Origin of the sequence: Pectobacterium carotovorum (genome assembly GCF_900129615.1) — a bacterium.
Taxonomy (GTDB): domain Bacteria; phylum Pseudomonadota; class Gammaproteobacteria; order Enterobacterales; family Enterobacteriaceae; genus Pectobacterium; species Pectobacterium carotovorum.
Genome location: NZ_FQWI01000016.1, coordinates 1 through 21,191 on the forward strand (window position 1 = coordinate 1; position 21,191 = coordinate 21,191).

28 protein-coding genes are annotated in these 21,191 nt (G+C 44.6%); 23 read left to right on the forward strand and 5 right to left on the reverse strand.

The annotated features are described in order from the left end of the window. Positions 1-231: 231 nt before the first annotated feature. From BUB06_RS20870 to BUB06_RS20900, 5 genes are all read left to right on the forward strand, one after another. Positions 232-612 (forward strand): hypothetical protein, encoded by a 381-nt coding sequence (locus BUB06_RS20870; RefSeq protein ID WP_039476466.1) that lies wholly within the window; start codon positions 232-234, stop codon positions 610-612. Between the two features lie 148 nt (positions 613-760). Further along, the gene (locus BUB06_RS20875; RefSeq protein ID WP_039476464.1) at positions 761-1,021 is read left to right on the forward strand and encodes a hypothetical protein; all 261 of its coding nucleotides are present in this window, start codon (positions 761-763) and stop codon (positions 1,019-1,021) included. After that, positions 1,018-1,311, forward strand: coding sequence for a hypothetical protein (locus tag BUB06_RS20880; protein ID WP_039476461.1), 294 nt, complete (start codon positions 1,018-1,020; stop codon positions 1,309-1,311). Before BUB06_RS20875 ends, BUB06_RS20880 begins: the two co-directional genes overlap by 4 nt. A gap of 389 nt (positions 1,312-1,700) precedes the next feature. Beyond that, entirely contained in the window at positions 1,701-2,051 is a 351-nt protein-coding gene (locus BUB06_RS20890) for a hypothetical protein (RefSeq protein ID WP_039476454.1), read from the forward strand. 97 nt (positions 2,052-2,148) lie between these two features. Continuing rightward, entirely contained in the window at positions 2,149-2,817 is a 669-nt protein-coding gene (locus tag BUB06_RS20900) for a hypothetical protein (RefSeq protein ID WP_139294563.1), read from the forward strand. A gap of 616 nt (positions 2,818-3,433) precedes the next feature. Here the strand turns inward: BUB06_RS20900 and BUB06_RS20905 are convergent. Then, positions 3,434-3,838 carry a type II toxin-antitoxin system HicB family antitoxin gene (locus tag BUB06_RS20905; protein ID WP_039476448.1) on the reverse strand — a complete coding sequence of 135 codons (405 nt, stop codon included), beginning with the start codon at positions 3,836-3,838 and terminating at the stop codon, positions 3,434-3,436. A gap of 51 nt (positions 3,839-3,889) precedes the next feature. Next, positions 3,890-4,063, reverse strand: a complete 174-nt coding sequence (locus BUB06_RS20910) for a type II toxin-antitoxin system HicA family toxin (RefSeq protein WP_072013062.1) — start codon at positions 4,061-4,063, stop codon at positions 3,890-3,892. 226 nt (positions 4,064-4,289) lie between these two features. Between BUB06_RS20910 and BUB06_RS20915 the strand changes: the two genes are divergently transcribed. The 14 genes from BUB06_RS20915 (at position 4,290) to BUB06_RS20995 (ending at position 12,270) form a co-directional block, all read left to right on the forward strand. Then, on the forward strand, positions 4,290-4,541 hold the full coding sequence (locus BUB06_RS20915) for a hypothetical protein (RefSeq protein WP_039476446.1): 252 nt from the start codon (positions 4,290-4,292) through the stop codon (positions 4,539-4,541). Between the two features lie 43 nt (positions 4,542-4,584). Beyond that, positions 4,585-4,896, forward strand: coding sequence for a hypothetical protein (locus tag BUB06_RS20920; protein WP_039476445.1), 312 nt, complete (start codon positions 4,585-4,587; stop codon positions 4,894-4,896). Then, positions 4,883-5,215, forward strand: a complete 333-nt coding sequence (locus BUB06_RS20925; RefSeq protein WP_039476442.1) for a hypothetical protein — start codon at positions 4,883-4,885, stop codon at positions 5,213-5,215. Before BUB06_RS20920 ends, BUB06_RS20925 begins: the two co-directional genes overlap by 14 nt. Positions 5,216-5,367: 152 nt before the next feature. Beyond that, entirely contained in the window at positions 5,368-5,754 is a 387-nt protein-coding gene (locus tag BUB06_RS20930; RefSeq protein WP_039476439.1) for a hypothetical protein, read from the forward strand. A gap of 252 nt (positions 5,755-6,006) precedes the next feature. Then, the gene (locus tag BUB06_RS20935; RefSeq protein WP_039476436.1) at positions 6,007-6,309 is read left to right on the forward strand and encodes a hypothetical protein; all 303 of its coding nucleotides are present in this window, start codon (positions 6,007-6,009) and stop codon (positions 6,307-6,309) included. 63 nt (positions 6,310-6,372) lie between these two features. Further along, positions 6,373-6,603, forward strand: coding sequence for a hypothetical protein (locus tag BUB06_RS20940; RefSeq protein WP_039476434.1), 231 nt, complete (start codon positions 6,373-6,375; stop codon positions 6,601-6,603). Positions 6,604-7,278: 675 nt separating this feature from the next. Further along, positions 7,279-7,707, forward strand: a complete 429-nt coding sequence (locus BUB06_RS20950; protein ID WP_039476428.1) for a hypothetical protein — start codon at positions 7,279-7,281, stop codon at positions 7,705-7,707. Positions 7,708-7,722: 15 nt separating this feature from the next. Further along, complete coding sequence (locus tag BUB06_RS20955; RefSeq protein ID WP_039476425.1) at positions 7,723-8,118, forward strand: hypothetical protein; 396 nt, start codon at positions 7,723-7,725, stop codon at positions 8,116-8,118. 302 nt (positions 8,119-8,420) lie between these two features. Continuing rightward, a complete protein-coding gene (locus BUB06_RS20965) occupies positions 8,421-8,723 on the forward strand; it encodes a hypothetical protein (protein WP_139294564.1) in 303 nt (100 codons plus the stop codon). Between the two features lie 466 nt (positions 8,724-9,189). Then, complete coding sequence (locus BUB06_RS20975; RefSeq protein ID WP_039476412.1) at positions 9,190-9,450, forward strand: hypothetical protein; 261 nt, start codon at positions 9,190-9,192, stop codon at positions 9,448-9,450. A 466-nt stretch (positions 9,451-9,916) separates the two neighbouring features. Continuing rightward, complete coding sequence (locus tag BUB06_RS20980) at positions 9,917-10,684, forward strand: tyrosine-type recombinase/integrase (protein WP_039476409.1); 768 nt, start codon at positions 9,917-9,919, stop codon at positions 10,682-10,684. A gap of 259 nt (positions 10,685-10,943) precedes the next feature. After that, positions 10,944-11,603, forward strand: a complete 660-nt coding sequence (locus BUB06_RS20985) for a nucleotide-binding protein (RefSeq protein WP_039476406.1) — start codon at positions 10,944-10,946, stop codon at positions 11,601-11,603. 84 nt (positions 11,604-11,687) lie between these two features. Continuing rightward, complete coding sequence (locus BUB06_RS20990; RefSeq protein WP_072013061.1) at positions 11,688-11,984, forward strand: hypothetical protein; 297 nt, start codon at positions 11,688-11,690, stop codon at positions 11,982-11,984. 10 nt (positions 11,985-11,994) lie between these two features. Next, positions 11,995-12,270, forward strand: a complete 276-nt coding sequence (locus BUB06_RS20995) for a hypothetical protein (protein WP_236689892.1) — start codon at positions 11,995-11,997, stop codon at positions 12,268-12,270. A gap of 1,001 nt (positions 12,271-13,271) precedes the next feature. Here BUB06_RS20995 and BUB06_RS21010 read toward each other — a convergent pair. The 3 genes from BUB06_RS21010 to BUB06_RS21020 are packed head-to-tail and all read right to left on the reverse strand — an operon-like array spanning position 13,272 to position 14,806. Next, a complete protein-coding gene (locus BUB06_RS21010; RefSeq protein WP_051982143.1) occupies positions 13,272-13,739 on the reverse strand; it encodes a hypothetical protein in 468 nt (155 codons plus the stop codon). A gap of 10 nt (positions 13,740-13,749) precedes the next feature. Further along, positions 13,750-14,454, reverse strand: coding sequence for a StbB family protein (stbB, locus tag BUB06_RS21015; protein WP_039476177.1), 705 nt, complete (start codon positions 14,452-14,454; stop codon positions 13,750-13,752). Next, the gene (locus tag BUB06_RS21020) at positions 14,435-14,806 is read right to left on the reverse strand and encodes a TraK family protein (RefSeq protein WP_048329445.1); all 372 of its coding nucleotides are present in this window, start codon (positions 14,804-14,806) and stop codon (positions 14,435-14,437) included. The genes stbB and BUB06_RS21020 overlap by 20 nt, the downstream gene beginning before the upstream one ends. Positions 14,807-15,140: 334 nt before the next feature. Between BUB06_RS21020 and BUB06_RS21025 the strand changes: the two genes are divergently transcribed. From BUB06_RS21025 to BUB06_RS21045, 4 genes are all read left to right on the forward strand, one after another. Next, the gene (locus tag BUB06_RS21025) at positions 15,141-15,494 is read left to right on the forward strand and encodes a plasmid mobilization protein (RefSeq protein WP_039476174.1); all 354 of its coding nucleotides are present in this window, start codon (positions 15,141-15,143) and stop codon (positions 15,492-15,494) included. Then, complete coding sequence (locus BUB06_RS22350; RefSeq protein WP_048329447.1) at positions 15,484-18,912, forward strand: LPD7 domain-containing protein; 3,429 nt, start codon at positions 15,484-15,486, stop codon at positions 18,910-18,912. The genes BUB06_RS21025 and BUB06_RS22350 overlap by 11 nt, the downstream gene beginning before the upstream one ends. Positions 18,913-19,094: 182 nt before the next feature. Beyond that, entirely contained in the window at positions 19,095-19,358 is a 264-nt protein-coding gene (gene repA, locus BUB06_RS21040; protein ID WP_039476172.1) for a replication regulatory protein RepA, read from the forward strand. 278 nt (positions 19,359-19,636) lie between these two features. Beyond that, positions 19,637-20,671: a hypothetical protein gene (locus tag BUB06_RS21045; RefSeq protein WP_039476208.1), complete on the forward strand. Its 1,035-nt coding sequence runs from the start codon at positions 19,637-19,639 to the stop codon at positions 20,669-20,671. The last annotated feature ends 520 nt before the right edge of the window (positions 20,672-21,191 follow it).

Sequence of the window (21,191 nt, forward strand, 5' to 3'; positions counted from 1 at the left end):
CGTTATGGCTTAGCAGGACGGGGGAGGGGTTGGGGCGTTCTGGCAGTCAGCAAGGCCCGGCAATTTGACGAAACCGGCATATGTAGATCCGTGTCGTTGCCTTCTAAAACAATAAAATACGTACATATGTACGTGTTAATAATTGCATTTATAATCAATTGTACGTATAATTAACGACATGGAATCAACGGTGATTCCATATATAAAAGCCGAGCGGCTAGGGATAATGAAATGGAAATGATGTGCAGTGTTACCGCGATGTTTATTTTCGCGGGCTATCGTGATGCGATTATCGAACTGGAAAAAACAGATGCGGATGCCGCAGTTACCGCTATGAATTGGATTGGCGGAGCGGGTGAATTAGAAGTTGCCCAGCGTTTCCGTTCTGTTGAATTAATGATTGATAACGCCGTTGATCCCATTTTATTAACGGAGGGCTGTGTGGGTATATGGGAATACGATGTGGCGGAATATCTCGGTGGTTATCTGGTTAAACATGCCAAAAATGAGAGCGAGTTAACTGATGATGCTATCGTAGAGTGCGCGGTGAGTATAACGCGAGCATGGATCAAGGGGGATGGACGGATCAGTGATTCAGATATCAAATTTTGATTTACTCCTTTCTGATTAAATAATAAAAACTTAAACAATACGTACATATGTACGTATTTTTATTGATTGAAATCCATTGTTTATATATAATAACGGTCATGGGTTGGTAATATTTTAAATACAAAGGCCGCTCGGCCAGGAGCAATAAATGCACTTCACGAATTTTCTCACTAAATATTTCGATGTCGAAATTAACACTGAATTTGACCCATCCAGCGAAAGCAATCTCACTAAAATTTGGCTCTATGAAAAGGGCGAGGATTGTGAACCCGTATTGATTCTGACGCAGGTATATAATGTTTCTGGTGCGTGGCGTATTGGCAACGTGTCTTCAAAACTTGAGCATGATACCCAAATGCAGGAAAAAGAATTGCGGCACGTAGTCAAATCAGGATCGTATAAAAAATGATTAAAAATGAAATCAGTGCTGAATCAAAACGGTCGATAGTCGAAGCGCTGCGCAAAAGCAGCGATCGTGCAGATATCAACACACTGGTAGCGATGCGGACATACACTAAAGCCGGTGATTTAAAAGCGGGTGACATTGTTATTAATTCGCTGACGCGTAAGCCGGAAGTGGTTGAATCGGTAGAACGCTGTTCCAGACTGGGGTGTTATTTGGTGCAGTTGAATACCCGTGATCATGGCCGAGAATTTACGCTGGAGATAGACAGGAGGATAGACGTTTACAACCTATAAGACAGTGTTAAAAAGGCGAAGGCCAATCTGCGCTAACAGACTGGCCCTCTGTGTCATTAATTACCACACGCGAGAGATAATTAAGATGACGAATGAAATTGTACAGTTAGCCCAAAAAATTGTAAATAAGCAGCCTGTACGGATTCCTGCGATGAAAATGCACCAGTGGGATGATCTGAGATGGTGGATGGATTATTTACGTGGATATGCGCTTTAAAAAACACCAAGCCGCTTTTGCGGCTTTTTTATTACCAATTCCCAGGTTCGTTAATTGTGATTGATATTATAAAAATGTACCTATCAGGTAACTTTTAACTGGATTTAGTGACCTGACAGGTACATAATTAACTCATCGAAACGAAAGACGCATTCACTATCGGAGATACAAAATGGCTACGATGCATGTCACATACGTTAAAGTTATCAGCGCCGAAACTGTAATTGACGTTACTCGCGCGGTTAAAGGCTCTATCTATAACTCTGCAACTAACACATTTCAGACAACAATCGGCGAAGCCGTTGCAAACGAAAATTTCGACACCACCAATGGGTCGATGGTCGTTGTTGTTGTGGTTTCTGGCACCGGCGAGAGCGTTTTTATGCATAAAAACAAACCGTGCGTGGTTGTCTATAACGACAGTAAGAACATGAATTCATACGGCCCCGATAAATACAAAACAGTGGTTGCATCACAAAAAAAACTTGCCGAAATTGAATACCTGAAATCGTGTGGTTTCTAATGACAAAAGAGAAACTAATTGCAGCTCAGCACAGCCTTGGTTTAAATAATAAAGAGATGGCCGCCGCTCTTAACGTCCCGTACCGGACATACTACAAATGGGTGAGTGGGGAGCAAAAACAGACAGCAATCGCAAACTCGGCAGTAAAAATGCTACTCATCATCAACAAGCACGGATTGATGGACGAGACAAAAAAACAATTAGAGGATTTCATATGAGTTATGAAAATTATAGGGATATCATTCGTGTTAATGATCAACTGTACCGCAACGGAGGGGCGTGGATGCACAGTGCGCCCAGCATCCCGAGCCTAGCATCAGCTTACGCCAATCCCGTTTATATCACGGCAATCCGTGAAATTGAGTCTCGTTGCAACATTAGTTCACTCGCCGCTGCATGCCTGTTATGCCTCGAAATAGGCATCAGATCTCGGCCTCGGATGTTGATAAAATTCGGTAAAAACTCAATACCTGCCGCATGGTCAAAATTGACATCAGCAAGAGCTGGCGCTGGTACTAATAAATTTGAAAAATGGCTAAAAATAGAGCTGGATGAGTTAGAAGATTGGGAATCATTTTACAAAAACACAACTCAATTTATAGAATTGTGCGTGAAATACAAAATAGGTTTTTTGCCGAGTTCGCTATATGACGTGATAAAAATCAGGGATGAATCTATAAAAAATATAGCGAGTGGCAACTACCCCTCGTCAGATAAAACAAAACATTTCCCGATTGCAATGTCTATAGAGTTTGCAGAATCATAAATCGGCCTCTTATTTCCCCATTTTATGGGGATAAACCGGATGTATAAACTAATGTCTCCGAGCTTCCTCGCGTAAGCGGGAGTAAACCTGATTATTTATATCCTCTGGCCGTTGCGCCGATGCCCCGCGTTCTACACATATCCACAATCCCCCGTCGCGCCCTTCCGGGCGCTTGCCGCTCCCGCTTAGCAGGATGGCTTGATGGCCCCCTGCTAAGCTGGCTGGGTGGAATGTGGATATGTGCATAACGCTCCCTCGTCAAGTCTGCTGCGCGTTCCAGGTATGGCCCCGTAACCGCCTGCTATGTAGTCGCTAACGCGCAGTACAGCGCCCCGCCCCGCTGACGCGGGACGGCGTTCCCTCGCAGGCTCGGCGCTCACTGCGTCCCCCCGGAGGGCCAGTAAGCATTGGTGTGGCCGGAAAGCCCGTTATGGCTTGGCAGGATGGGGGGAGGGGTGCCGGTGTATGGCGGATCGTACCGCCCTGATGGGCGGGCTGCGGCGGATTAATGTCGGTGTTTCCTGGATTGCGGAGTGCCGCCTTTCATGCGCCTAAGCGCATAAAAAAACCCGCATTACGGCGGGTTAAAAGTCAGTTGATAACAGGAAGATTATTATTATGCAGTTTGTTTTTGCAATTCGCGGCGTGCTAATTCAGCGATGAATCCGCTGCGAGAACCTTTATTTAATTCAACGTGATGATCAATTCTTGCTAACAGATTTTGTGGTAATGTAATATTTAATTTAACTGATTTACCGTCATATTTTGACAGGTCGATATCAACAAATGCCCAATATCCGCCCTGACAATCCTCATCAGTGAGATGTACTTTGACATCCTGCGCAACGGGTAATTTTTTACCTTTTTCTGCTTGATATTCTAAATGCAGATCGATGGCGGCATAAGCATCTGTTATCGCGCTGTCGATATCCTCACCGGCAAAAATCACGCCGTCGATATCCGGCACAAATCCCGAAAAACCGCCGTTCTGTGTTTCGTGAAGATAGATCGGAAATTTCATGCTGTTACTCCTACTTGGTACTAGAAAAGGGCGCTGGGCGCGCCACTTGAGTTACATCTGTTTGAGAATTTTCTTTAGCGTTCCTGTCGCTATGTCTTTCTCTGGATGGGGAACCGTGATGTGATGCGCCTTGCCTGCTTTGACGAACACATGATGACTGCCCTTGACACGATCTAAAACCCACCCATTTTCTTTTAACAATTTCATTAGTTCATGACTGCTCAATCTCCCCTCCTTCGTTATCAACTGGTATTCATTATACCCACCAGTAACTACTGCTGCAAGTTGTTTGTGGTTATTGGTGGGTATTGGCTTTTGTTTCACTGGTTAATGTAAAATATACGTACATATGTACGTAATAAATATATTTATTACTTTCTATTGTATGTATAATAATGGTTATTGAATCAGCGGTGATTCTGCTTTACAGGCCGAGCGGCCAGGGGTGAAAATGAGAAAAAAAGCAATGAGCGTGCAATCTGCGGCGTCTGTTCAGTTTACCGCCCCGGATGGCAATGAATATCGCTATGAGCGCGGTATTATCTGTGAGCGCGATGACAGCGCCGTTAAGCGTGGCCCTGGGCCGTTCTTGCTGCTTTGTCGATATGATGTGCAGAAATACGGACAGCCTACCGATCAGAACCTATGGCGTTGCATCAGCGACGTATACGAAACAGGGAATACCTGCCTTTACTTCTGGTAATTTCGCCGAGACTTTGCATCAATAATCAAGATGGAGAAAAGTGATGATGGACGAGAAAGAGAAGCGCGAACCGGTGTATATTGTTTATTGCAATTCTGGCTTACGATCAGAGCGCGGGGCGTTTGATCTCAATAAAATTTTATCAGGCCAGCGTATCGGTTATATCTATTGCGCAAAAAACCAATATTTTGCTGATAAATGGATGCGTCAATATTCATTCAACCGCCGTATTGAGCATACCGTTGCGGGAATTATCACAGAGCAGCAGGCGATGATCATCGAACCCAATAAAAAAGAGCACATCATGGTTGATAGCGAAGATTACTTTAAAGGGAAAAAACATGCAGGCCGTTAAAGTGAAAATTGATGACCGGCATTTTCTATTTCCTGACGGATTCGAATTCCCGTTTCCTGAATATGTCATTCAACATCTGCCGCAGATCCGAGCATACATCAGAGCGGGTGAGGATTTGCTGGCTGCGATGGAGAACCAAAATATAGGCGTAGAGAATATCCTTAAACGCCTCAATATTATCAAAGCCGAATTGTCTGAATTCAAGGCGCGAACGGGTATTATCGGCACCCCGTTTGATTTACGTGATGTCGATCTGTATATCGCTAATAGACACATTGATGTGACGCTGATTATTGACCTGAACCAATACGCCCCGTAAGGGGCTTTTTTTCGCCATCTGTCTAACTCCATTATATATAATTGCGTACATTTGTACGTATTTATAATTGATAAAAAAATCATTTATACGTATAATTATTCTATTGAATCAATGGTGATTCATATTAAAGGCCGAGCGGCCAGAGGCATAAAATGAAAGAAGCCACTAATTTAACAATTTATAAACTCTACTTAAGTTATCGTGGTAACTGCCCGTACCAGATGGTGTTTTTCTCATTAGAGGCTCTGGAGGAATTTACGACACGATTACCTGATGACACGGAAATCAGAGAGCAGGAAACGAAAGTTTTATTTGAACCTTTCTATCGGGACCATTCAATTCCGTGGGTTAAATTAGCATGGCATGAAGGGGTTTTAAATGCGGGATCGGTGATTGAGGACATTCGAGCGGGGTTTGCAGGTAAAGTACGTTGTTACACAATCTCATCACTAATGTCCTCAGCTCAAGAGCGTATAAATGAAATCAACAATGAGCAAAGGAAGCGGGCTGATAGATTCTTTTCTCATTATTATGACTAGTTTCTGTGTGTAAACGCCCTGTAGGGCGTTTATTGCTCGTTCATGTAACTCAGAAAATTATTCATGTACTTATTTGACCTGAACCAACACGCCCCGTAAGGGGCTTTTTTTTCGCCATATTTCTACCTTGCTCTATATAAATACGTACATTAGTATGTATTTATAATTGATAAAATAATCATTTGTACGTACAATTATTCTATTGAATCAATGGTGATTCACATATAAGGGCCGAGCGGCCAGGAATAAAAAATGAATGAGTATTCAAAAATAACCGTTAATGTGCTGATGCGGTGCAATGAATTATTAGGTCACGAAACTTACTTTGACGGTGATAAAAAAACCAGCGAACATGTAATGATTGCATCAATAATTGATGACACACACGCAAAAGAAAACCCGCTTGTGCTTTACGTAATCACGGATTCATCACGGTTAGATCTCAAAGGGGATACGATGCGCGAATATTTTTACAATCAGGACGCATCTGGCTCTGCTAATGATATAGCGGTTTTTTGGGAAGCGTCTGGCGCTCAAATTATCAGTATCAAGTGATTGCACCCTGCGCCTGATCTACGGGCGCAGGAATGAAATTTCTGAAATGAGGAAAGCGTGATAATGATGAATATTTCAATTCAAGATGTTGCAGCTATATTTGATGAGCATGGTGTATACCTTAGCGAACGTGAAGCGGAAGCATTAGCGCAACAATGCAACGACAACGCGGGCCAGGATGATCGGGATGCCGAAGCATGGGCCAAATATTACGCGGCTGGGGAAGCTCATCAGCAACAATGTGATGCCCTCGCGCATGCACAGTTTTGTCGTGATGCATATGGCGATGATTAAGTGCTCCCAAATAAGCCCGGTTTAGACCGGGTTTTTTGTAATCAGTGTCGTTACCCTTCCCTGTCATTCAGTTTTTTTCACGCCGAATTTTTCTGACCGTAAATTACTAACCATCTGTTTTACAACAAAACACCGTCTTGCCTGGTTCGCGCTGGATGGGGTTGGCCAGCAGCTGAAGCTGACGACCGGCAGACCCTGTTTATCAAAGAAATTGACAGGTAGAGAAGAGACATAATTATTGATAAGTAGGCGCAGTGCGCCTATAATTATTTCCACGGTGGCGTTAGAAGGTCACTCGTTACGAGAAGGCCATGCTGCCGATGAGGAAACGAATGAAACTGTCAGATGTTGCGACCGTTCGGGCACATTTTCAGGAAGCTGATTTCTGGATAGTGCGCCGAGGCTCTTTAAAATCCTGTGGTAAACCGACCCGGCAATTTAACCCGGAACATATCGGGATAAAGATTGAACGGACAGATATTCTGTTACCCGATTACCTTTTCCTGTGTATGGAGTATTTACACTCACAAGGGGTGTGGGCGCGGTTAGCGACAGGGGCATTAGAGTTGGTCAACATCAGGGTTTCAGACGTAAGATCTATCGTGCTGAATCCATGCTGATACCAGAGGGGGGGGAACCCCCTTCTTTATCAGTGAACATAAACAGGACAAGCAGATGCTTAAAATAGACATACCTGATATCAGGACGCAAAAAGACATGGTGCGGCGTGATGCTGTTCGTAAGGCTTGCATACAGTTGGACAAAAACTTGCTGGCTGAGCACATTCCAGGGCCAGTACATTTCGATTACCGGCAATATGGCACGCGTCACCTGAACGTTGAAAATGATGGCTGGGAGCCACCGGCGGCGGCGCTGGTCAATGCCTGGTTCGAGCACTTCAAAAGTGCGTTTCCCGAATACGGATCAGACAAGAAATTAGGTATTCTGCTGGGATTGAATGGTAACGTAGATCGGCGTATACGCTCCTTTCGGAACGGTGAACGTCCGGTTCCTTATGGGGTGTGGCGGCATTTTCTGGTCATCACTGGGCGTGTATCTCAGGAAATTATTCCCGTACTGGTCATCATTGATGATGAGTCATAAAAAAGGGAGTTAATAATGAACCATGATTGTAACGGTGATTATTTTATCGCCGAAGGTAAAAAATTTTATCGCTGTATGGTAAACCTCAAACTAATACCAGCTGATGATGCCATGCGAATCTGCCCATGTTGTGGGCGCAATATCATTGCCGGTGATCATGGCGTGGTTCAGGTCACGACACGAGCAACGGTAGATAAAATTGCCATTCTTCCTAACGGTTGCCAGATAATGATTAGTAGTTCGATCTCGGATAGGTCAGAGATGCCTGAAATTATTCACCATGAAAAACATAAATATGGCGATGATTATTTTAGCTTTATCAGTGATAAAACAAGAATCAGGATGGTTATAGCTTTGTTAGGTATTACCACGTTTGCTTGCATTTTATTTTTTATCAATAACTACCTATAAGTTAAGGTAATTATGATTAAGGAAACCATGAGAATTCGTGGAAAGCCTTATCGAGAAATGGGATTTCATAAAGAAAGAACCGGCATAATTCAAGGAAGCGAGGTTTATGTTAAAGTTTAATGTGATGTTCAAATTTAATGGTTTCCTCATCGGTCTGGTTTTGGTGTTAAGTAGCATTGGCAATTTTCTACATTTACCGGAACATGTGACGTTCTCTATTGTGATGGGATGTGGTGCGATTGTTACATTAATATTTATCTGTATGCTATTTAAACGTTACGGTAATTCTGATTAAGGAAACCATGATGGAACATCTATATATAAAGATAGAATCGGCTCAGGAAAAAATTCTCAGTGTCGATCCTCAAGGCGATGCCGTGCTGACAATGGAAGATGTCGCCAGACATGTGAGAGAACCTGCTAAAACAATGCTAACGCGTATATCTAACGGCTCATGCCCCGCTTTTGAGTATTGGGTAGACCGTTTGAGGGTTGGAGAACGTCTGCCTCGCGGGAAATACTTTAAAACCTGCGAATTTTTCCGATCATTTAAGGCCGTAGCCGAACTAGACGATTTCACCGAAAGCCTTGAGAAATTTATCTAGGGACACTTATGAAAAGGAAGCGATTCACGGTACTGATTGACGGTAACAGCGGCTACAGGGATTACCAGGTACAGGCTGAAGATTACAGAGCCGCCGAAGATAAAGGGCGTGAGGCTCATCGAGTCGCATATCCAGACGATGATCAACCTGGTTGTGCAGCGGTAATTGCTGGCTGGCCTACTGTATGGGCGAATGGATAAAAAACGCCCCTAAGCGGGGCGTTTGGTTAGGCAGTCTTATGATGATTCAAATAGGCGGATATAATGAACGGAGTTATAAAACTCACTAAGCAGCATTTACCTAGCCGTTTGCGTATTATTAACGTTGAACGTAAAAATAAAAATTTTAAGTTAGGCAGAATAATGACTTCAATGTCAAAAGTTGGAAGGCGAAATAGTTTTGTTATCCCGACTAAAGCGATATTATGTAAATTACTCTTCCCTTTTCACTTCAAAGCGACTAATAAATGGCAACAGAGATACACTACTCGTATAACCTCATCACGGCAGCAACAGAAAAGAAGCTGAATGAATATATCGCTTCCGCCGTGAAGGAGCCGGAAAAAACCGAAACCTTTCGTAAACACTTTGTTGCCACGTTCTGGCTGTGGTTTGAGGTGACCAGAGACGATCCGCTGCAAAATAATGACGGGCCACGATTTATGGAGTTGCAACTGGCGTTCCCCGACGTTGCCCAGGAGCTGGCAGCATTCGACGCCGCTGACTGACCGCCTCCGGGCGGTTTTTTTTGGCCGTTCGCCCGGATTCGGGTTTACGGATAGTTTACCGAGCCACGCGCCCTGCCCCGTCATTCAGTTTTTTTCACGCCCCACTTCACGGCCACGCTAAACGCTAACCTGCTGTTTTAAATGAAAACACCGCCGTGCCTGGTTCGCGCTCGATGGCGGTGGCCAGCGGCTGAAGCTGACGACCGGCGCAGACAGTCATTCAATCAATTTGAACCCCCTTCCCCCGACCAAACGGGCGCCCGTTTCGGCGGTACGGCACCGCCCGGACTGGCCCTAATCCTCCCCGCGCCGGTGTTGCTGTCACCGATCATCACATTCGGTAAAATGTCCCATAATGGAAGTTTAACCGAACGGTATTCACGGCCAGCGGGGTTAATGTCGATGACAGCGCTTCTCCCCCTGTCCTATCATGTTGCAAAGATGGCACATTGCGGAGATTTAAAAATTGCCTCATTTCCCCCGTGAAATTTCGCAGATTTCACGTAGCGCACTCGATACCATTGCGACACCGGCGATCAATTTCGAGCTGGCGTTATCCGTGCGCCAGCTGGCCGTGATGCACCGCGATTTTCCCAAGTACCTGTTAGAGCCAGAAGTGACACTGTTACTTTCACAGGTGGCGAACCTGCGCCAGCGTATGCTGTTCGATCTCATCTGGAACACAGGCGCACGGCTTAACGAAGCACTGGCGCTGACGCCGGATGACATTCACCTCGATGCGCGACGGCCTTACATCAAGCTGACCACGCTGAAACAGCAGCGTACCCGCAAACCCGGACGCCCCGAAAAAGGCCGAGCGTTCCGTGATGTGCCTATCCTCGATGGGGGATTTGCGGCGCGGCTGGGGGATTTTTTAGCGACGTTCTGCAAGTGGCGCACCAAACCCATCTGGCACGAAACCGACGACACGGCGCGAAACTGGCTGGCAACCGCCCTCACCCGCTGCGCGGATCAGGGGATCGCGCTGTCGGTGCCGGTGACGCCGCACACGCTGCGGCACTCGTTCGCCATGCACCTGCTGTACTGTCAGGCCGCGCCGCTGACGCTCCAGGCGTATATGGGCCATGCGGATTTTAAGAGTACGCAGGTGTACCTGCGGGTGCTGGCACTAGAGGCGGGGATCGGCGGCCACTATCAGGTGCGGTTCGGCATGAGTACCGACGACGCGGCGGCGCTGCTGCGCCAGGCCGGACAGCTGCGGCACGACAAATGATCACCTACACTGTAAACATGGTGTATTTACAGTATGTTTACGATAATGTGTTTACAGTGTTATTACGTTGCATTCTTTTTATGTAATGCTGATGTGTATGCGGTGTATGTACGGTGTGTTTATAATTATGTGTTGATACTGTATGTACGAAGTGATTACAGGAGTGTATTATCATTGTGTGTGCAGGGTGTTTACTCTGTAAATCTATATATGTATTTACCATGTACATACTATGTAATTTTACTGTATGGAGGATGTGATGGGAAGAATCGCGGTTTTTGGTTCAGACAAAGGCGGTGTCGGTAAAAGTACCACTGTTGCTAATCTGGCTGTCATGCTGGCTTATAAAGGGATTAGTGTCATTATCCTGAAAACGGATAAAAACCCGGATATGCTCAGCTGGGCAAAAAAACGTGAGATCCTGGGATTGCCCCCGATCCCGGTTTATGAAGCCTACGGTGACGTCAGCCAGCAAATCAAGAAACTGGCTAAATTATGTGGTGTTCTGCTAGTAGACTGTGCAGGCCATGACAGCGTTGAATTCCGTAGCGCTCTGCTAGTCAGTGACGTGCTGTTAACGCTGGTCAAACCCACGTCAATGTTTGAGAAAGAAACACTCACAACCGTCACCGAAACTGTTCGCAAAGCGCAGGCCAGCGGTAATCCCGATCTGGAGCCCTTTGTGCTGATCACCCGCGTAAAACCGAACAAACTGAGTGATGCGGTAGAACTGACAAAAGAGCTGACGAGTGACAGCGTGTGGATTCAGCCGCTGAAAACCCGACTGTCTGAGCTGGATATATTTGAAACGGCGTGCAATAACGGGGCCGGTGTTCATGACATGGCGCGTGCATCCAGCTTGTCGAAAGCCAAAGCACAGATTGAACTGTTAGCACAAGAAATTGGCCTTGTGGCGTAGTGAAATAAACACAAATACATTGTGTTTACTGTGTATATACATTATTGTGTTTATACCATGTATTTACATTGTATGAGGCGAACAATGAAAGGTTTTACACTAAAAAAACCTGAGATTTCATCTGATATTTCCAGTCCAGAAGCGGTCCCGTCAGGCCATGCGGCGGCGCAGTTTATCAAGGCCGGTGATCGCCGACCTGATACTGGCCGCGCTATCCCTTGCCAGTTTCGTTTAACACAGGGCTTTATCGATATACTCGAAGCTGAATCACTCAGAACGGGCCAGAACAAAACGACGATTCTGAAAGCGGCGATAGCGGCGTATGCCGGGCTGGATGATAACAGTAAAAACATGTGTGTATTGGAGTCGGCCAAAATCTAAGGGAGGTCATATGAGTCAACACTGGATAGAAGGCAACACGGCAAAGGGTAGGGTAGAGATACTGATTGGCTGGGATCAACCGCTGGCCTACTTTTTTATGGTGATTGAGCCGGATTTAGACCCGCCGCTTTACAGCAATCTGGATGAGCCCGATCCGGCGTCTCTTACTCTGGCCCATTTTCAGACCGTGCTTGACCGGTTCGGTATTACGGACGTAAGTTTGCTCCCCGGCCATTCATCCGGGCTGTATGGAATACTGATGTCTGATCGTAAGAATGGCCGTTGACGGCCATTCATTTTAGATAACCGCTTTTACCGAGGCGATTATCTAAAATATGATAAAATCACGTAACGGAATTTCCCCTAGGGGATTTCTCCGTGCGTGAGCATTTCTCTTTTCTGGATCTTGCGATGCGCGTAGCGCATGAAAGGCGGTACGCAAGAGACAAGGGGATCATCGGCATTAATCCGCCGAAACCCGCCCCAAGGCGGTACGATCCGCCATACACCGACACCCCTCCCCCCATCCTGCCAAGCCATAACGGGCTTTCCGGCCACACCAATGCTTCCTGGCCCTCCGGGGGGACGCAGTGAGCGCCGAGCCTGCGAGGGAACGCCGCACCGCGTCAGCGGGGCGGGGCGCTGTACTGCGCGTTAGCGGCGGCGCAGCTGCCGGTTACGGGGCCATATCACGGAACTGGAAGTTTTCAGTATTTATCTGAAAAATTTATAAGAGGTTGGTCAAAATGAATAGGAATAGAAGTTCAGTTGAAAGAATTAAATATCTTCTATTAGGTGTATTGAAAAACGGTCATGACAAGTTAGGGAAATTATCTAACACCAAAATATTTTATACAGGTTTGTTAATTATTATCTTTTCTCTTTTTATGTCTTTCGTTATCAATATGCTAGAGCCGGAGCCTCAAAATATAACAAATCTATACGTACTTATAAAAGTTCTTTACGACGATCTTTTTTGGTTTGGCGTACTAGTTATTTTTATCGCATTTTTATCATTCAGAAAGGGCGTCTAAGCTATTGTAGATCAGTCGGTTACGGGGCCATACCAGGGAACGTGCAGCAGACTTGACCAGGGAGCGTTATGCACATATCCCCATTCCACCCAGCCAGCTTAGCAGGGGGCCATCAAGCCATCCTGCTAAGCGGGAGCGGCAAGCGGCGGCAACGACGCGACGGGGGATTGTGGATATGTGTAGAACGCGGAAAGCTCGGAGTGATCTTGATAAGGAAAAAGGCGGCAAAGCCGCCTTTTTATCTAATTATAAATCAGATACTGCCTAATTTATATAAAACACACCAGAATGTAAATATGAATCCTAATAGAGAAGTTGCTAAAATATAATTTAAAATTGTCGAATTTTTATCTCTTATATTGTTTGATAAAAACTTTATTTTACTTTGGATTTGATCTAAATCGTTTTTACTTCTATCAAGAGAATCAGCCACTTGTTTATCAATGCTTGTTTTTACTGCATTAGATAGCTCATCAGAAATGCGATTAACTTCTGATTTTGCTTTTTCTTCCATCAAAGTTTGACTCTCTGATTTTAGTTTTTCAGCTGTATTCTCGGCTTCGCTTACCGCTCTAGCCAAGAGTTCCAACGACTCTGAAATTGAATCATTGATGACTTTTGGTAGCATCTTAATCTCATCATGTAGGCGACCAACGTCGCCTAATAATTCAATAATTAAAGCGTCCCTAGCTGTTCTTGGATCTTTTTCTTCTTCTGACATGATTTTCCCTTTAGGCAAAAAGCTCAGAGTAGACATGATCTAGGTTTCTTTTTACACTTTTCGCTAAGGATCTTAGGCCAAACATATCAGACCAAAAATTACGATCTTTAGCACTGGCCTCTTTGTTTTTTAACAAAGTTTTGTAATCTGTTTCATCGGCAAGTAAAGCATCAACGGTTAAACCTTTAACTGCTAAAGCATCAAATAATTCATTTTCATAAATGGCACATTCTTTATTTAAAATGAATGTTTTATCTTTTTTGTGTCGAGCTAAAACGAATGTGAATTCATCATCAACATCGCTATCGACACGATTAAAAATAACTTTGATCTTATCAGCTGGAATGCCAATGCTAGCGAGAGTATCAAGCATTTGTATCGTTTCTTTTTGTTCTTTTGTCCCTGATGTGACAGGAACAACGAAATAATCGAATTCTTCATGCGAGTCATCAAATTTAATCATGTTTTTCATGAAGTCTTCAATGTTTGAAGCACCAATGTCAATAATTGCATCGTCTTCTAACATGATTTTTTTGAATAGATGACGAAATTTATCGCCATTCATCTTTTCTACATCAATACCGAGTCCTTCCGCTGTTTCGTTAATGGATTCTATGGCGAAAATCTGTGCTCCATTCATGCGTGGAGATAGTAAGTGTGCTGCAACGGTTGTTTTTCCTACGGTGCCAGTGTAGTTAAGAATTGCTACTTTCATCTTCGTATCCTTGTAAATTTTGGAGTTCTTCTAAATCTATAGGCTTTCTTCTTAGTCTAAGAAGATCTGCCGGGTTTCTGATTTTTGTCGGCAGGTTATTGATTTTTTCACTTTCTATAACCTGTTTTTTTATTGTCGGTTTATGAGCCGGATTACTTTTACTATCACTACCTAAAATAATACGACGTACATAGCTGTTGAATTGCTTATAGCTCAATTCAAAACCATTTTCTACCAAACTGTCATATATACACTTTTGGGTTTCACCGTTACGCAATCGTTCGCTGATCTGATCAACGTGCTGCATGAACGCCTGTCGCCCAACTCTGGGCTTTGTTCGCCAATCTTCCATCGTATACCTCTGATTGCAAGGATCTCCTTATATGTTACCTCATTAGGAGGCATTTGTAAGATTTAGAGAGATTATAAGAGATTTAGAGAGACTGTCAATGATTTTAGAGAGACTTAGAGAGATTTAGAGGGACTTAGAGGGATTTAGAGGGACTTAGAGAGATTGCAACGGGGCTACAGATACCACAGAAGCCAAAAGAGGCACGTGACCGACTGTATACAAAATCCTGCGGATTTCGATACGTCGACGCGCCAAAGGGGGGGCCCCTTTGAAACCCCCGCTGGGGACTGCTTACCTAGCGGTGTTATTAAAAGCTTTTTACCGGAGGTGTTATATGTCAGAAAATAAAAAACAGAAGCAGAATAAGTCAGTTGTGGTTTCATTAAGATTTACCGAAACTGAGATTGCTTCTTTTTCTGATGCTATAAATAAAACCGGGCTAAGCCGCTCTGAATTTTTTAGAAAGTTGATATTGGAGAAGTCTTCATCCGTAGTTATCAATGTTAAAGATACATCTAAATTAATTTATCATTATAACAAATCCGGGAACAATCTTAATCAGCTAGCTTATAAAGTTAATGCGGCTCATTTAACGGGCATTGTCTCTGAAAAGCTCTATGTAAAAGTGCTTAATCGGCTTGTTGATATTGGGAACTTATTATTGACGGGGTTAGGCGATGATAATTAGGCTGAGGGGGTATAATGATGGAGCTAAAGAATATTTAGAGGAAGGTGTTAAGAATGGTAGGGAGTTAACCCGTGATGAGTTAGATGATCGGGCCATTCTTTTTGGTAATCTTGATGTGACACAAAAGGTATATCAGAGTATCCCGGATAATGGACAAGAAAGATATATTTCTGTTACTCTTTCTTTCTTAGAAGATGACATATCCATTGAGAAAATGAGGGATATAACAGAAGAGTATCGTCAGTTTTTAATGTCCGCTTATCACGATAATGAATACAATTTTTATGCTGAGGCTCATCTTCCAAAAATAAAAAAAGTGGAAGATAAAAAAACTGGCGAAATGATTGATAGAAAACCACATGTTCATATAATAATTCCAGAGGTTAATTTACTGTCTGGAAATATTATAAATCCGCGAGGTGATCACAAAGCAAATGAAAAATATTTTGAGGCATTTCAAGAGTACATAAATCAAAAATATAGCCTTGTATCACCACGTGAGCGTGTACGCGTTGATCCAAAAAATTCTGCTGATGTTTTATCTCGTTATAAAGGTGATGACTTTCAAAGTAAGAATCGTGAATTTAAGCAGAAATTAGTTAAAGATATTATTGATAAAGATATTCAATCACGGAATGGATTCTATGCGCATGTAGCATCTTTCGGTGAAACTAGAGTTAGGAATGAAGGAAAGGAAAATGAATACATTGCGGTCAAACTACCAGGCGATGCTAAATTTACTAATCTAAAAGAGAGTATTTTTTGTGATGATTTTATTGTCAGGAGAGAAATTAAAAAACCACCACTCGATAGTAATGTCATTCAGCAGAGGCTACATGAGTGGGTGCAACGTTCCAAGGAACTTAAATATATCAGCAAAGCCGGTGAGTCATTTAGAAGTAAGTATAAAAACTCTTCTCCTGATGAGAAGTTGAAGATATTAGCTAAGACGCAAGCCGATTTTTATAAAACTAAAGGGGTAAATGATGAGTTATATATTAGCAAACGGCAAAGAGGTAACCAGCGAAGTATTACTGAAATTGGAAGCGAAACATCTGCCAGCGTTACCGATGGCTTGCAAAGTATGCACGGTCGGGAAATGGCAAATATTCGGGACGGTGGAAAAACCCAACGTGAGATGTTTTTGCCCGCTGATGCACGTTTTCTCTTGGGACAGCCAGAAGCCATCGGAGGAAATACTGGATTGCGACATGCTCTACGAACCGGAAGAGGACGAAGTACCCCCAGTGACAACCCAAAGCGAACATCCTCAGTTCCTAGCCGTTCGCCAGCAGCCTATTACGAAAGATGGTCAGGAATCCAGCAACGAGATGGACAAAGACGAGGAACATTGGCAGGAGACATAAGGCTACCTGCTTATGCAACGAACCGTAAACGAGTTCCAACTATCAATGACATCGAGCAACGAAGCAACCTCCTGTTAAAGAGGGGGGATCAAGCAGGAGGGAAGAGCCTTAGCCTGGCAAAAGGGCTACCCATACCAAACGCGAAAGAGTCTTCTGCATCCTCAATTCTTGGCCGTTCGCCGACAGCCTATTACGAACGATGGGCAGGAAGTCAGCAACGAAATGGACAAAAGCGAGGAATACTGGCCGCGGAGATCAGGCTACCCGCTTATGCAACGAGTCGTAAACGAGTTGCAACTATCAATGACATCGAGAAACGGAGCAACTTTCTGTTAAAGAGGGGGGATCAAGCTGGGGGCAAGAGTTTTAGCTTAGCAAAGAGACAATGGCCGCATCGAAATAAAAACTCATCTTCAGTAGCTGCGTGGTTTCTCCGACAAAACGAGCAAAACCAAATTTTGCCAGAGCACCGGCGGGCTATACGTGACGTAGATAGCCAGTTTTATACGGCTCGGCGTCTTATTTATCAAGATGAGCGCTTAACCCGGAGCCAAAAGACACAATATTTATCTGTTTTAACTTTTGAGCGGTTAAAAGCTCATCAGCACATTACACACCCGGATCACCCGGATAACTTGGAGAACAATGATATGGGAAGTGAAGATATTAGGAAGTTTATTAAAGAAAAAAATCGTTCATCGAGGAACACAATTGGGGCCGGGGCAGAAAAAGATCGCACTATTCCCCCGGCTAGCCGCCGTTTTTCTCGCATAGTGTTAAAGATGAAGAATCAGATTGAAAGCGGATCAGATACTAACTTGGAGCGTCAAAAAACTTTGACTTCTGCTGATCTTTACACGCGTCGGTCAAAGCTCAGTAAAAACGTTCACTACATGGATAAAAAAACAGATCACACATTATTTGTTGATACTGGCACTTCAATTGCTGTGCGTCGTGAAGGGATGTCTCCTGCTGCTCTGGCCGTTGCACTTGAACTAGCAAAAGAGCGTTTTGGCAGTACGCTAACAATCAAAGGTACTGATGAGTTCAAGAAGCAGGTGATCGATGTTGTAGCTAAGAACAATCTTGATATTCATTTCACTGATAAATCAATGAATCGCCAGTTAGAGGAACGTAAGGCCGAATTAGCCCTAGAACTCGACGGTCAGACGATAGAGCAACCAGAAAATATCCACGCCTCATCCGAAACGCAAAGTCATGTTGAAAAATCACAACCCGCTAGTGACGCAACTACATCGGGAGAAACACCATTTTGGCAGACGATCGTTCATCTCCAGGGAAAACTGATCTCTCACGGGAAAGCGCCGTTGAATCATGAAAAAGGGAAAGAGGAAAGCTATTTTGTAACGATAAAGGACAGCCAGGGAGCTGAAAAAACGCATTGGAGTGCGGACCTTCAGGACATCATGAAAGGGCAGCGCAGAGGTAAAAATATTTCTCTGAGCCTAAACCAGTCACGCCCTGTAGAAATAAATGTCCGTGATGCTAAGGGGAACAGTTCGATACAGGAAGCTGTACGTCACAAGTGGGAATTGTCTCGACTTCCAAATGATAAAACAACAGAAGCTAAGCCTGATAGGGCAACTATTTCAGAGCCTCAAGTGCCGGTATCACCGGAAGAAAATACACCGGCCAGCAATGAGCCGACTAAACAGAAGATTGATGTTCATGAAGGGGTTCTCGTTGCTTGTGGGCCTGCACCATACAGATTCAAACCTGATATGAATAAGCCAGAAGACGAGCGAAATGATAGTTTCTATGTGAAACTAAAAATGGATAACGGAAAAACGCGGACTCTATGGGGGGTGGGGCTGGAGACAGCTACTCGTGGATTTCAGGATGGTGACAGAGTGAAACTGGCTGATAAAGGGGTGGAATCAGTAACGTGGAAGGAAACGCAGAAGGACGGATCTGAGGTGGAAAAATCCGGTGACCGTCGTATCTGGGAAGGTTCTGTGTTAAGTCGTGAGATTGATTTATCAACCTACAGCGACACTGATCGTGATAACGATGGTCCCGGAGTAGCATAGCCAGGTATCAGTCTAACCTTAAATTGCCAGCCTCTAGGGCTGGCATTCTGTATTCAGTTCGTTGTTTCGCCAATTTACATCACCGTGAATAAAACACGAATTCTGCAATACGAGCTGTCAAGTTACGGAATTTGTAGTAGTCTTTGCCAAATGATCCATTTTTGATCCTTGAGGCGGCAGAGATGTCAAACGTCGTAGGTTCAGCTACTTCCTCAAAGAAAACAAAGCGACCGTATAAGAAAGGTAATCCCGTACCTTCCAAAGAACGGCAGAAAGCCTATCTTTCTAGAAAAAGTACGACACATAAGGCTCTTAGCGCCGTTATTCGTATTGCGTTGAAAGATAGGCTAGCTCAGTTTGCAGAAGAAGCGGGAATCACCCAAGCTGAGATGCTGGAAAGATTGATCGAATCAGAAATCAATCGCAGGTTGGAAGAAGATGAATAGTGTACATTTTTGTCACTTTTTACATTTCTTGATCCTTGACCTGATGGGTGCTAGATTACGGAGCAGTTTGTAAGTGAGAATTAATGGTTGCCGCGCCACAAGGCGGTAAGGAACTGGCTAAAGCCAGAAAAGCAAAAACCCCGATAATCTCTAGTTTGGCGACAGGAAGATTAACGGGGTCCTACTAAAACTGTATAGAAGCGTTGCTCTATGCAGGGAGTATAGTTTTATGCCTTTTAAAGGTCAACTCCCCCCGCGCAACATAAGTGACGGGGATTTTGTCTGAGCACATATTTTCAGCATCTCCGCTCGCTGGTGCATACCGTACTTCGCGGCGTGGAGAATCTAACCGCTTGCGTAAAGGTCAAGCGAAAACACACCGCAACCATATCCCTCAATTCAATGAAAAAATTCCGCGTGGCATGGCGTCCAAAGTGGTGGCCTGCATTCGTGGTCACGACTGGTGCCGCAACGGCGACCTGACAGAACTGCGTCGTCGGGGTTACACACCGTACTCGAGGATGTTTGATAAAACGTTCCGCCCGAAACCCATGCGAATCACCCCGCGTTCGGAGAGCCGCGAGGCCCTGACCGCGTTATCATTGGTGCTGGCCGCTAACTGCGACTACAGTCCTGACAGTGAGTACATGTTCGAAGTGATGCTCCCAGTTGAAGAAATGGCCAGACGCATGGGAGTCCTTCACATCTATGCGAGCGGCCGCAAGGCGTATGACGTTCTACTTAACGCCCTGCGGGTACTGGAGCTCCTAGACTATATCGTCGTACACCGAGCTCGTGACACAGACTCCGGCCAGAACAAGCCGATGCGCATCTTCCTCACTGAAAATTTCTTCACTTCGCGCGGCATGACGGTCGAAAACGTGCGCCAGTGGCTGCACAAATACCGCCAATGGGCAGTAGCATCGGGTGTTGCGCAGTCCATGCACGAGAAGTATGAACGTCACCAACTGAAGATGGCTCGTCTGTGCATTAACATCGACGGCCATCACTCCCTGAAGAACCGCCTGAAACAGATAAAGCGCTGGATTGTCAGCCCGGAGCTACGTGCAGAGAAGCAGCGTGTGATCTCCGACATCGAGCGCGCACTGGAAGAGCGTCGGCAGTCGCACCAGAGTAACGGCTCCGACCGCTACCAGAACGCTTGGCGTCGCTATGCTGCCAGTGGCGAACTGACTATGGCTATGCAAATGACGCTAGAAAAGGGAGTTAAGGCTGATTTTCCGCTGCTGAATGTAACCGACGCTGAGAAGTATTACCGTCTGCTGTTGGAACGAGCCGGTATCACCCTCTGAATATACACACCATTAAATAACCGCGCACGTCGCGGTTTCTGTGCTGGCGCTTAACAGTAGAACCTTCGCCTGGCAGGCTTTCGCACGCCTTAAATTTGTTTTTGGCACATTCGTGACTAATTAATCTGACGATACAGTCGGCAAAGTACAGTAAATAGCCAGTTAATTTCGAATACTAGGCGGCAATGCGACCGTTAATACCATTAATTTCGAAAGGAGGATACGGAATATTGCTAATTTCGAACGTTACTTCTGAACAAAACATGCTTTCTAAAGAAAGACTACCCTGAGCCAGCTACGCAGGCTTAGAGGTAGCTCCCTTCGCTATGCTCAGGGCTAATCCTCTGCATAAAAAAACCTTCATAGATGAACATTTGCGCTTTCAAAAGTAGCTCCCCGGCAAGCCGGGGCAAAAAATGCAGACAGTATCAGCTTCATAGAAAATATTGCTTAAAGTCACCAATACACGCCCGTAAGCGGCCTACGGCACGCTAACGCGGAGATACGCCCGGTCTACGCC

What these genes read in the sequence shown, in the direction of transcription:
- BUB06_RS20870 (WP_039476466.1), top strand. Translation starts at nt 232, where the DNA reads ATGGAAATGATGTGCAGTGTTACCGCGATGTTTATTTTCGCGGGCTAT.
- BUB06_RS21025 (WP_039476174.1), top strand. Translation starts at nt 15,141, where the DNA reads ATGTCAGAAAATAAAAAACAGAAGCAGAATAAGTCAGTTGTGGTTTCA.
- BUB06_RS20920 (WP_039476445.1), top strand. Translation starts at nt 4,585, where the DNA reads ATGATGGACGAGAAAGAGAAGCGCGAACCGGTGTATATTGTTTATTGC.
- BUB06_RS22350 (WP_048329447.1), top strand. Translation starts at nt 15,484, where the DNA reads ATGATAATTAGGCTGAGGGGGTATAATGATGGAGCTAAAGAATATTTA.
- BUB06_RS20985 (WP_039476406.1), top strand. Translation starts at nt 10,944, where the DNA reads ATGGGAAGAATCGCGGTTTTTGGTTCAGACAAAGGCGGTGTCGGTAAA.
- BUB06_RS20890 (WP_039476454.1), top strand. Translation starts at nt 1,701, where the DNA reads ATGGCTACGATGCATGTCACATACGTTAAAGTTATCAGCGCCGAAACT.
- BUB06_RS20900 (WP_139294563.1), top strand. Translation starts at nt 2,149, where the DNA reads ATGGGTGAGTGGGGAGCAAAAACAGACAGCAATCGCAAACTCGGCAGT.
- BUB06_RS21010 (WP_051982143.1), bottom strand. Translation starts at nt 13,739, where the DNA reads ATGTCAGAAGAAGAAAAAGATCCAAGAACAGCTAGGGACGCTTTAATT.
- BUB06_RS20905 (WP_039476448.1), bottom strand. Translation starts at nt 3,838, where the DNA reads ATGAAATTTCCGATCTATCTTCACGAAACACAGAACGGCGGTTTTTCG.
- BUB06_RS20995 (WP_236689892.1), top strand. Translation starts at nt 11,995, where the DNA reads ATGAGTCAACACTGGATAGAAGGCAACACGGCAAAGGGTAGGGTAGAG.
- BUB06_RS21020 (WP_048329445.1), bottom strand. Translation starts at nt 14,806, where the DNA reads ATGGAAGATTGGCGAACAAAGCCCAGAGTTGGGCGACAGGCGTTCATG.
- BUB06_RS20925 (WP_039476442.1), top strand. Translation starts at nt 4,883, where the DNA reads ATGCAGGCCGTTAAAGTGAAAATTGATGACCGGCATTTTCTATTTCCT.
- BUB06_RS20975 (WP_039476412.1), top strand. Translation starts at nt 9,190, where the DNA reads ATGGCAACAGAGATACACTACTCGTATAACCTCATCACGGCAGCAACA.
- BUB06_RS20940 (WP_039476434.1), top strand. Translation starts at nt 6,373, where the DNA reads ATGATGAATATTTCAATTCAAGATGTTGCAGCTATATTTGATGAGCAT.
- BUB06_RS20950 (WP_039476428.1), top strand. Translation starts at nt 7,279, where the DNA reads ATGCTTAAAATAGACATACCTGATATCAGGACGCAAAAAGACATGGTG.
- BUB06_RS20990 (WP_072013061.1), top strand. Translation starts at nt 11,688, where the DNA reads ATGAAAGGTTTTACACTAAAAAAACCTGAGATTTCATCTGATATTTCC.
- BUB06_RS20880 (WP_039476461.1), top strand. Translation starts at nt 1,018, where the DNA reads ATGATTAAAAATGAAATCAGTGCTGAATCAAAACGGTCGATAGTCGAA.
- stbB (WP_039476177.1), bottom strand. Translation starts at nt 14,454, where the DNA reads ATGAAAGTAGCAATTCTTAACTACACTGGCACCGTAGGAAAAACAACC.
- BUB06_RS20930 (WP_039476439.1), top strand. Translation starts at nt 5,368, where the DNA reads ATGAAAGAAGCCACTAATTTAACAATTTATAAACTCTACTTAAGTTAT.
- BUB06_RS20915 (WP_039476446.1), top strand. Translation starts at nt 4,290, where the DNA reads ATGAGAAAAAAAGCAATGAGCGTGCAATCTGCGGCGTCTGTTCAGTTT.
- repA (WP_039476172.1), top strand. Translation starts at nt 19,095, where the DNA reads ATGTCAAACGTCGTAGGTTCAGCTACTTCCTCAAAGAAAACAAAGCGA.
- BUB06_RS20875 (WP_039476464.1), top strand. Translation starts at nt 761, where the DNA reads ATGCACTTCACGAATTTTCTCACTAAATATTTCGATGTCGAAATTAAC.
- BUB06_RS20935 (WP_039476436.1), top strand. Translation starts at nt 6,007, where the DNA reads ATGAATGAGTATTCAAAAATAACCGTTAATGTGCTGATGCGGTGCAAT.
- BUB06_RS20965 (WP_139294564.1), top strand. Translation starts at nt 8,421, where the DNA reads ATGATGGAACATCTATATATAAAGATAGAATCGGCTCAGGAAAAAATT.
- BUB06_RS20955 (WP_039476425.1), top strand. Translation starts at nt 7,723, where the DNA reads ATGAACCATGATTGTAACGGTGATTATTTTATCGCCGAAGGTAAAAAA.